At 59.1% G+C, this 9,154-nt stretch carries 8 protein-coding genes and 1 pseudogene; 4 read left to right on the forward strand and 5 right to left on the reverse strand.

Annotated elements, in window-relative coordinates; all coding sequences use genetic code 11:
• Positions 1 to 31: 31 nt before the first annotated feature.
• From ACFQ95_RS08115 to ACFQ95_RS08130, 4 genes are all read right to left on the reverse strand, one after another.
• Positions 32 to 1,468, reverse strand: a complete 1,437-nt coding sequence (locus ACFQ95_RS08115) for an NAD(P)(+) transhydrogenase (Re/Si-specific) subunit beta (RefSeq protein ID WP_422830334.1) — start codon at positions 1,466 to 1,468, stop codon at positions 32 to 34.
• Positions 1,465 to 1,791, reverse strand: coding sequence for an NAD(P) transhydrogenase subunit alpha (locus ACFQ95_RS08120; RefSeq protein WP_422830335.1), 327 nt, complete (start codon positions 1,789 to 1,791; stop codon positions 1,465 to 1,467). Before ACFQ95_RS08120 ends, ACFQ95_RS08115 begins: the two co-directional genes overlap by 4 nt.
• A gap of 14 nt (positions 1,792 to 1,805) precedes the next feature.
• Positions 1,806 to 2,948: a Re/Si-specific NAD(P)(+) transhydrogenase subunit alpha gene (locus ACFQ95_RS08125; protein WP_422830336.1), complete on the reverse strand. Its 1,143-nt coding sequence runs from the start codon at positions 2,946 to 2,948 to the stop codon at positions 1,806 to 1,808.
• A 69-nt stretch (positions 2,949 to 3,017) separates the two neighbouring features.
• The gene (locus ACFQ95_RS08130; protein WP_422830337.1) at positions 3,018 to 3,344 is read right to left on the reverse strand and encodes a hypothetical protein; all 327 of its coding nucleotides are present in this window, start codon (positions 3,342 to 3,344) and stop codon (positions 3,018 to 3,020) included.
• A gap of 321 nt (positions 3,345 to 3,665) precedes the next feature.
• On the opposite strand from ACFQ95_RS08130, the pseudogene ACFQ95_RS08135 reads away from it, so the two are divergent.
• Positions 3,666 to 4,409 (forward strand): annotated as a pseudogene (locus ACFQ95_RS08135) (Bug family tripartite tricarboxylate transporter substrate binding protein).
• Between the two features lie 167 nt (positions 4,410 to 4,576).
• On the opposite strand, the gene ACFQ95_RS08140 reads toward ACFQ95_RS08135, so the two are convergent.
• Positions 4,577 to 4,873: a YciI family protein gene (locus tag ACFQ95_RS08140; protein ID WP_422830338.1), complete on the reverse strand. Its 297-nt coding sequence runs from the start codon at positions 4,871 to 4,873 to the stop codon at positions 4,577 to 4,579.
• A 493-nt stretch (positions 4,874 to 5,366) separates the two neighbouring features.
• On the opposite strand from ACFQ95_RS08140, the gene ACFQ95_RS08145 reads away from it, so the two are divergent.
• The 3 genes from ACFQ95_RS08145 to ACFQ95_RS08155 form a co-directional block, all read left to right on the forward strand.
• Positions 5,367 to 6,350 carry a Bug family tripartite tricarboxylate transporter substrate binding protein gene (locus ACFQ95_RS08145; RefSeq protein ID WP_422830339.1) on the forward strand — a complete coding sequence of 328 codons (984 nt, stop codon included), beginning with the start codon at positions 5,367 to 5,369 and terminating at the stop codon, positions 6,348 to 6,350.
• A gap of 9 nt (positions 6,351 to 6,359) precedes the next feature.
• Positions 6,360 to 7,976: a GMC family oxidoreductase gene (locus ACFQ95_RS08150; RefSeq protein ID WP_422830340.1), complete on the forward strand. Its 1,617-nt coding sequence runs from the start codon at positions 6,360 to 6,362 to the stop codon at positions 7,974 to 7,976.
• A 4-nt stretch (positions 7,977 to 7,980) separates the two neighbouring features.
• Positions 7,981 to 9,154: GMC family oxidoreductase (locus tag ACFQ95_RS08155; protein WP_422830341.1), on the forward strand; the 1,174-nt coding region annotated here is incomplete at its 3' end.

Consider the following 9,154-nt stretch of genomic DNA (forward strand, 5'->3'; position numbering starts at 1 on the left):
GAATTTTCGTTTGCATTTCGAAGGCATTAAGTCATTCAATCGCCTTGCCCATATCCTCCACGACCTTCTTGGCGTCCCCAAAGACCATCATGGTTTTGTCCATGTAGAACAGCTCGTTGTCCAGGCCCGCATAACCCGCGGCCATGCTGCGTTTGTTGACGATCACGGTCTTGGCGCGGTAGGCCTCGAGGATGGGCATGCCGTAGATCGCACTGCCCTTGGTGTGCGCCGCCGGGTTCACCACGTCGTTGGCGCCCAGGATGATGGCCACGTCCGCCTGGCCAAACTCGCCGTTGATGTCTTCCATCTCGAACACCTGGTCGTACGGCACCTCGGCCTCGGCCAAGAGCACGTTCATGTGGCCCGGCATGCGCCCGGCCACCGGGTGGATGGCGTATTTGACGGTGATGCCTTTTTCGGTGAGCTTGGCCGCGAGCTCCTTCACCGCATGCTGGGCACGCGCCACCGCCAGGCCGTAGCCCGGCACGATGACCACCGTTTCGGCATTCGCCAGCACAAAGGCGGCGTCGTCGGCGCTGCCGCTTTTCACCGGGCGCTGCACGGCGGCAGTGCCGGATGCGGCCGTGGCATCGCCACCAAAGCCGCCACCGATCACGTTGAAGAACGAGCGGTTCATGGCCTTGCACATGATGTAGCTGAGGATGGCGCCGGAGCTGCCCACCAGGCTACCCGCAATGATCAACATGCTGTTGTTCAGGCTGAAGCCGATGCCCGCCGCCGCCCAACCCGAGTAGCTGTTGAGCATGGACACCACCACCGGCATGTCGGCGCCACCGATGGGGATGATGAGCAACACGCCGAGTGCAAAACCCAGCGCGATGACCAGGCAGATGTCCATCCAGCTTTGGCTGTGCCAGAAACCAAAGATGAAGAAAGCCGCTGCCAAACCCAGCACGAGGTTCAGTTTGTGCTGGCCAGGGAAGCTGACCGGCGTGCCCTGGAACAGGCGGAACTTGTATTTGCCGCTGAGCTTGCCAAAGGCGATGACCGAGCCGCTGAAGGTCACGGCACCGATGAAGGCGCCCAAGGCCAGTTCGATACGGTTGCCGCCGGGAATGGCTTCACCCTTGGCGGCAATGGCAAACGCCCAAGGCTCAGCCACGGCGGCCACGGCGATGAACACCGCCGCCAGGCCGATCATGCTGTGCATGAAGGCGACGAGTTCGGGCATCTTGGTCATCTCCACGCGTTTGGCCATGAGGGCGCCGGCGGTGCCGCCGACCAGCAGGGCCACGACCACGTAGACCAGGCCTTCGACCGGGTTGCGCTGCAAGGCCGTCGCGTGGGTGTAAATGAGCCCCACGGTGGTCAGCGTGGCGATCGCCATGCCGCTCATGCCGAACAGGTTGCCACGGATGGAGGTCGTGGGGTGGCTCAAGCCTTTCAGCGCCTGGATAAAACACACGCTGGCGATCAGGTACAGCAAAGTCACCAAGTTCATGCTCATGGCTTGGCTCCTTGTTCGGCGGCAGGTGCCTTTTTCTCTTTCTTCTTGAACATCTCCAGCATGCGGCGCGTCACCAGAAAGCCGCCGAAGACGTTGACCGCCGCCAGCGCCACGGCCAGCACGCCCATGGTTTTGCCGAGGGTGGTTTCGGTCAGCGCGGCGGCCAGCATGGCGCCGACGATGACGATGGCGGAGATGGCGTTGGTCACGGCCATCAGCGGGGTGTGCAGCGCCGGGGTCACCGTCCAGACCACGTGGTAGCCCACGTAGATGGCGAGCACAAAGATGATCAGGTTGATCAGGGTGGGGGAAACAGCGTCCATGTCTTTGTCCTTTTTTATTTGCGCTTGACTTCGCCGCCGTGGGTCATCAGGCAGGCGGCAACGATGTCGTCGTTCAAGTCTTGGTGCAGCGTGCCTTCTTTGGTGACGACGAGCTTGAGGAAGTCGAGGACGTTGCGTGCGTACAGGGCCGAGGCGTCGGCGGCGACCAAGGCTGGCAGGTTGGTGTCGCCGATCAGGGTGACGCCGTGCAGCACGACCGTTTGGTCGGCAACCGTGATGGGGCAGTTGCCGCCGATACCCCCATCCGGCCGGGCCACGCCCTTCCCTGCGGCCAAGTCGACCAGCACCGAACCCGGCTTCATCGCCTTGACCATGTCTTCGCTCACCAGCTCCGGGGCGGCACGGCCGGGAATGAGGGCGGTGGTGATCACCACGTCGGCCTGCGCCACACGTTTGGCGACTTCCACCTTTTGCCGCGCCAGCCAGCTTGGCGGCATGGGTTTGGCGTAGCCGCCCACACCTTCGGCGGCTTCTTTCTCTTCCGGCGTTTCGTAGGGCACGTCGATGAACTTGGCGCCCAAGGATTCCACCTGTTCCTTGACGCTGGGGCGCACGTCGCTGGCTTCGATCACCGCGCCCAGGCGTTTGGCGGTGGCGATGGCTTGCAGGCCGGCGACACCGACGCCGAGGATGACGACGCGGGCGGCCTTCACGGTGCCCGCCGCCGTCATCAGCATGGGAAAGAAGCGTTGGTAGGCGTTGGCGGCCAGCACCACGGCCTTGTAGCCGGCGATGTTGGCCTGGCTGGAGAGCACGTCCATGCTTTGGGCGCGCGTGGTGCGTGGGGCGGCTTCCAGGGCGTAGCCGGTGACACCCGCAGCGGCCAGGCGTTGCAGGGCGTCTAGATCGAAGGGGTTGAGCATGCCAACGACAGTGGTGCCGGGTTTGAGCAAGGGGAGTTCGGTGGCGGTCGGGGCGCGAACCTTGAGCACCAGGTCACAAGCGAAGGCGCCTGCGGCGTCGGTGATCTCCACGCCCACCGCCTGGTACACATCGTCTGGTGCACTCGCGGCCACACCGGCTCCGCTTTGCAGTCGCAGGGTGTGGCCCTGCGCTTTGAGTTTCTTCGCCGTCTCGGGCGTCAGCGCCACCCGCGTCTCTCCCGCTACCGTCTCCACTGGCACGCCTATCAGCATCGCTTGATCTCCAAATTAAAAACATGAATGTGGTCAGTGCATCGGCGCCTGACGGAGCGTGGCGGCCGTTTAACCAGCCACAAAACTGCGGTGTGCTTCGTCTATCCAGTCGAGAACCTGTGCGGCTTGTGGCAGTAGGAAGGTCACGCCTACACCCCACAGGATCACGCGCTCAAGCTGTTCTTTCGAAACTTTCAATTCGAAGAGCCGGATGGCGTGCAACTTGAAGGGGACTTCATGGCCTAGAAGGGCAAGCTGGGACGTGATGACGATCTCACACCATCGCCGTTCATCACCATCCTCGCTCGGCAGCAGGGCGCTGCGCATTTCCTTGTACCGTGTGACAGCGGCTTGATTGACCTCGGCGACGCGTACGGTCGATGCCTTCATGTTCATGTTCGCTTCCTCATTGAAAAGATGTCTCAAGCCGACTGGGATTGACTTGCAAATCCGATCGACGTTACTATAACTTGTCTCAATATGTGGGACTTATGTAGTCTTCGATTATCGGTGTTCTCAACCTGCTACGCAGGCTTGTCAAAAAAAACATAACTTCTATTAGGAGACATTTACATGCCCGATTTCAGGATCACCCGTCGCGTGGCCGCGACTATCGTTGCGTCCGCTTTGCTCCCCGTGGTAGCCGTGGCTCAGCCGCTGTCGGGTAAGCCAATTCGCCTCATGGTGGGCTACTCGCCGGGTGGTGGCATGGACACGATGGCGCGCCTCTACGCCGCCAAGCTACCGGAATTGCTGAAAGTCCCCGTCATTGTTGAAAACAGGCCGGGCGCTTCGGAGATTCTTGCCGCGCAGCCTGTTATGCGCGCACCGCCCGATGGGCATACTTTGTGGATCGGATCGGGCGGGGCCCTGGTTTAGGGCCCCGGCGTTCGAACCGACCTGCCGTACGACCCGCTGAAGGATTTCACCCCAAATGCGCTGATCGCCTATGCGCGCGTGCATCCCGGAAAGTTGTCTTATGGTTCCGCCGGTATGGGCTCTGGTAGTCACCTGACAGCCGAGTACATTCTCACGCTGACCGGTGCATCGGCGCTGCATGTACCCTACAAGGGTGAGGCGGAATCTACCCGGGACAACATTGCCGGCAATCTGGACGTGAGCATGGCTATGGTGGCGACCGCAGTGCCCCTCATCAAGGACGGAAAGGTGAAGCCGTTGGGAGTGACGGGTAAGAGCCGGATCAATGCATTGGCTGACGTGGCAACAATCGCCGAGTCCGGCATTCCGGAACTGAAGGAAGTCGGGTCGTACACCTTCTATGCGCTGATGGGCCCTGCTGGCATGGCACCTGATCTCGTTAAGCAGTTGAACGATGCCTTCAACAAGGTGGCTCAGATGACAGAAGTGGCTCAACGCCTGCGTGATGTGAGTCTGCGGCCCGGCTCCGGTTCGCCCGATACCTTTCGGCAGCAACTGCAGTATGACCTGGCGAAGTGGTAGAAACTGCGCGGCAAGATCAAGGTGGGGGCGTCCTGAGTATTTGATCTGATCAGTTTCAGTTCATGCCCGCGTTGAAAGCCAACGTTGAAGCTGGCTATGACGTTACACCGCCCTGACCATCGCCTTAAGTGGAGAAGATGGATGGGGAGGGGAATGAACCGTGAGGCCTAAACACGCTGATGGTCAAACACAAACTTCTTCCATCGAACAATGTTGTAGCTGTTGAAGATCCCGTGAATGAAGAACGGGTCGTTCTCGATGTATTGCACGGCTTCCCCCCTCGTTTGCACGTCCAGAAGAATCAAGCCCCCGTTCGGAAAATCGTCATCATCCGGAAAGAGACCGCCGCTTGCGATGATGAGCTTGGCCTTGCTCGATACATAGTCGATATGTGTTTGGCGAAAACTGCTCTTAGTAGATTTATCGGTTCCCGGTTTGTCGAAAAAAGTAATGGCAAATGGCATGTTTGGCTTTCGGTTGCAGTTTTTAATGGACGCTGACCAGAGACTGGCTAAGCCGCAAATGTCGATGAGGTGCCTGTAAGTCTTCGCTTGTTGAATCGCGCCCTGAAGCAGCGGGTTATCACTGTGTCTTCGTCACGCAGTGGCCTGTTGCAGTGACCGTTTCAGTTCTCACGCCATCTCATGACGTCTGGCCCCGCGTGTGATGAATTCCGCTGATCTATTGACCCAGCGTTCTGTTGAGTCCAACGACGTAGGGCCGACGAACTGTAGGCATAGGGGCAAAGGCCGTCCATTCGTAAATTGTTGACCATCCGTAAGACGAACTTACCGTGGCAAAAGTCATTTTTGCTTGTTAATGCCCATGTGGATAACTACACTTATCCCGATATATGGGACTAGTTTGGGAATTGGTTGTAGGCATGGCTTGCAGTCCACACCAGCGGCCGACACCGATATTCACAACAGGCGCCGCAGCGTCAACAGGAGACAACAAATGAAATATCTATCTTTTTTGCGTACGCTCGCCATCGCGGGCTGGATATCGCTGTTCATGGGCGCGGTGTTCGCTCAGACATTTCCGTCTAGGCCTATCAAGATCGTCGTGGGTTACGGGCCAGGCGGTGCTGCTGATCTGACGGCGCGAGTCTATGCAGAGAAGCTTTCGACCGTACTGAACACGCCGGTTATTGTCGAGAACAAAGCGGGCGCGTTCGAACAACTGGCGGCACAGGCCGTACTAGCGTCGCAGCCCGATGGCTACATGCTTTGGTTAGGCACGGCTGGTGCTTTGACGATGGGGCCGGGTGTGCGAACTGACATCCCCTACGATGTGATCAAGAACTTCACACAGGTTGCCAGGATCGGAGAGGTTGAAGCTGTCCTTGCCGTCCGCAACGAGCTGCCAGTCAACTCCCTTCCCGAATTGGTCAGTTACGCCAAGGCCAATCCGAACAAATTGTTCTTCGCGACTGCGGGGGTTGGATCGGGCAACCATCTCCTGACCGAATACATCATGAACGTGACGGGCATCAAGATGACGCATGTGCCGTTCAAGGGTGATGTCGACGTGGCCCGGGAGCTGACTGCGGGTACCGTTGACTTCGGCATCCCGGTTGCGGCGCAGGCGGTTCCTTTCGTGAACGAGAAGAAGTTCAAAGCCATCGCTGTTACAGGAACGCAACGCTTGAAAGCGCTGCCTAATGTGCCGACGATGGGCGAGGGCGTCGACGCGCTGAAGTCCTCCGGTGTCTACTCCGTGTATGCGCTGCTGGGGCCAGCCGGCCTTCCCGCACCCGTAGTCAAAGTCCTGAATGATGCGCTCAACAAGGTTGCTCAGATGCCGGAGGTGTCGCAAAGGCTTGACGGCATCTATGTCAAAGCGACCACGTCCGCGCCGAACGAGGTCCGTCAGTACCTTGAAGTCGAGGGCAACAAATGGCGGGAACTCGGTAAGAAATTGAACATCAAGTTCAACTGAATTTCCTCCATGCATCAAGACTCATCGCAGTGGGACGACATCGTCATCGGGGCAGGCAGCGCTGGCTGTGTCGTCGCAGCGCGCCTCAGTGAGAACACTTCACGACGCGTACTTGTGCTGGAGGCCGGCCCGCGAGACGTCTGGCTCATGAAGCCGTTCGGTCTTAGCTACTACCTTGACTTCTCCCGCTACGAGTGGGGATTCTGGTCCCAGCCCGATTCGACGCGGAACATGCGAACTGACCATTGGCGGCGCGGACGTGTGGTCGGTGGAAGCGGCACCATCAACGGGATGAACTACGTGCGCGGCGCCCGCGCCGATTATGACCGGTGGGCCGCCATGGGCAACGTCGGTTGGTCGGCCGACGAAGTCATGCCTTTGTTCCGCGACATGGAACGTTGCGAACCGGGCTACCACGCGCCGCCCGACTACGCCATCCGCGGGAACTCAGGGCCGTTGCCTATTCGCGAGGTGCGGCACTGCCACCCGCTCACCGAGGCATTTCTTAAAGCTGCACAGCTGGCCGGAATTCCTCAAACGCCCGACTTCAATGGTGCGCAACAAGAAGGGGTCGGCTACGGGCAGTTCAATCAGCGCCGGGGGATGCGAGTCAGTTCGGTCGATGCCTGGCTTAAGCCGGCGCTGCGGCGACCAAACCTGCAACTGATCACGGACGCGCTCGTCAAAAAACTGCTGGTTAACAATGGCCGCATCGAGGGGGTCACCTACGAGCGCGATGGCGTCGTAAGCCAGGTGAGGGCGGGGCGTGTGATCCTTTGTGGAGGGGCGATCAACACGCCTCAGTTGTTGATGTTGTCGGGCATTGGCGATGGGCATGATCTGCAGTCACTTGGCATCGATGTCGCATTGCACACGCCGGGTGTGGGTCGTAACTTGATGGAGCATCCCCTCATTAGGCCGACTTGGCGCGTGAAAGGGGCGAGCTACAGCCCCACGAACAACATGTTGCGGATGGCCGGCTTTGGCGCCAAGTTCTTGCTGACCGGACAAGGTCCGCTCGCGACCATCACGGAAGCCATGGCATTCCTGAGAACTTCACCTGCCGAAACCATGCCGGACGTGCACATGCTGTTTTCGGTTGCAGGCGCTGTCAACGATGACGAACGAAAGTTCTACAAGAGCCTCAAAGTTCTTCCGTACCCTTCGTTCTCGATGGTGCTAGACAAGAGTTACCCCCTTAGCCGAGGCACGGTCCGGCTCGCCAGTCCTGATCCAAAGGCAGCGCCATTGATCAATCCCAACCTTTTGGCGGACCACAGGGATGTGGAAACTTTGGTGAAGGCGATGGGCATCGTGCGTCGAATTGTCTCCATGTCGCCGTTGGCCGAGATGGTGTTGGACGAAGTCGAGCCGGGCGCACATGCGACATCCGAAGCAGCGCTGGTTGAGTATGTGAAATCACGCACAGGGCTGGCGTACCACGCGTCGGGCACTTGCAGGATGGGCGTCGACGAAATGGCGGTGGTGACGCCAGACCTGAAGGTCAAAGGCCTTGAAAACCTCTGGATTGCCGATGCATCGGTGATGCCCGACCTCATCAGCGGAAACATTAATGCGGCATGCATGATGATTGGCGAAAAGCTTGGCCGACAACTAGTTAACTGATCCGATGAAGCGTGGAGAAAATTTCGACTACGTCATCGTGGGTGGCGGCTCAGCCGGATGCGTGCTCGCCGCACGACTGAGTGAAGATCCGGACGTTCGGGTCCTCCTTCTAGAAGCTGGCGGACCAGACTGGCACCCCTACATTCAGATTCCACTTGGCGTAGGACGCATCCGTCAGAAAGGGCTGTTCGATTGGGGCTATCTGAGTGAACCGCAGTCTAATCTTGGGAATCGAGTCATTGAGTTGAAGCGCGGAAAAGTCCTCGGCGGCTCATCGTCTATCAATTTCATGGCCCACAACAGGGGCAGTCGTGGTGACTACCAACGGTGGGAACGGCTTGGCGTCACGGACTGGTCATACGACAAGCTGTTGCCTTACTTCAAACGACTCGAAACCTGGCACGGTGGAACTGCTGAACATCGTGGAGATGCTGGACCGGTTGGAATAACGTACACGTGCCAAGGTGACCCAATTGGCCTCGCTGTTCTGGAGTCGGCCCGAGCAGCGGGACATCCTATCTTCGATGACATCAATGGCCCTGAGCCGCTGGGGTTTGGCCTTGCGCAGTCAGCGATCGATGGGGGGCGGCGTTCGAGTGCATCTCGCGCGTACCTGCGGCCTGTTCGTTCCCGCAGAAACCTGACCGTCCGGACCCGGGCTCTAAGTACGCGGATCCTTTTCGAACGAAAGGTGGCCGCGGGAATACAGTATTCGCACGGAGGCTCAGTCCACAAGGTCCGAGCTGATCGAGAGGTCATCCTGTGTGGCGGAGCGTTCATTTCGCCCCAGTTGCTGCTGCTTTCGGGCATAGGCAATGCGTCTGAGCTGAATCGCTTGGGCATCGAATGTGTTCAGCATTTGCCAGGCGTCGGTGAAAATCTGCAAGACCATCTGTCGATACCGCTGGAGTATCGGCGCATCGGTGAAGAAAGCCCGCTGCATCGGATGTTGCGCGCAGATCGGCTGATCCCCGCCTTGGCCAATGCAATCTTTGCGGGAAAAGGAACGGCGACCGTCCTGCCCGGAGGCGTCAACGCAATTCTTCGCTCGCGTCCTGGCAGTGAGCCGGCTGATCTGCAGGTGCTGTTTGGTGCGGGAGCTCTCGAGGCTAAGCCCTGGTTTCCTGGCTTCAACGAATGGAAGGATCTCTTCTATCTACGCCCGATCGTTTCGCGCC

Source organism: Variovorax sp. HJSM1_2, from assembly GCF_049316285.1.
In the GTDB taxonomy this organism is placed as follows: Bacteria; Pseudomonadota; Gammaproteobacteria; order Burkholderiales; family Burkholderiaceae_C; genus Rhodoferax_B.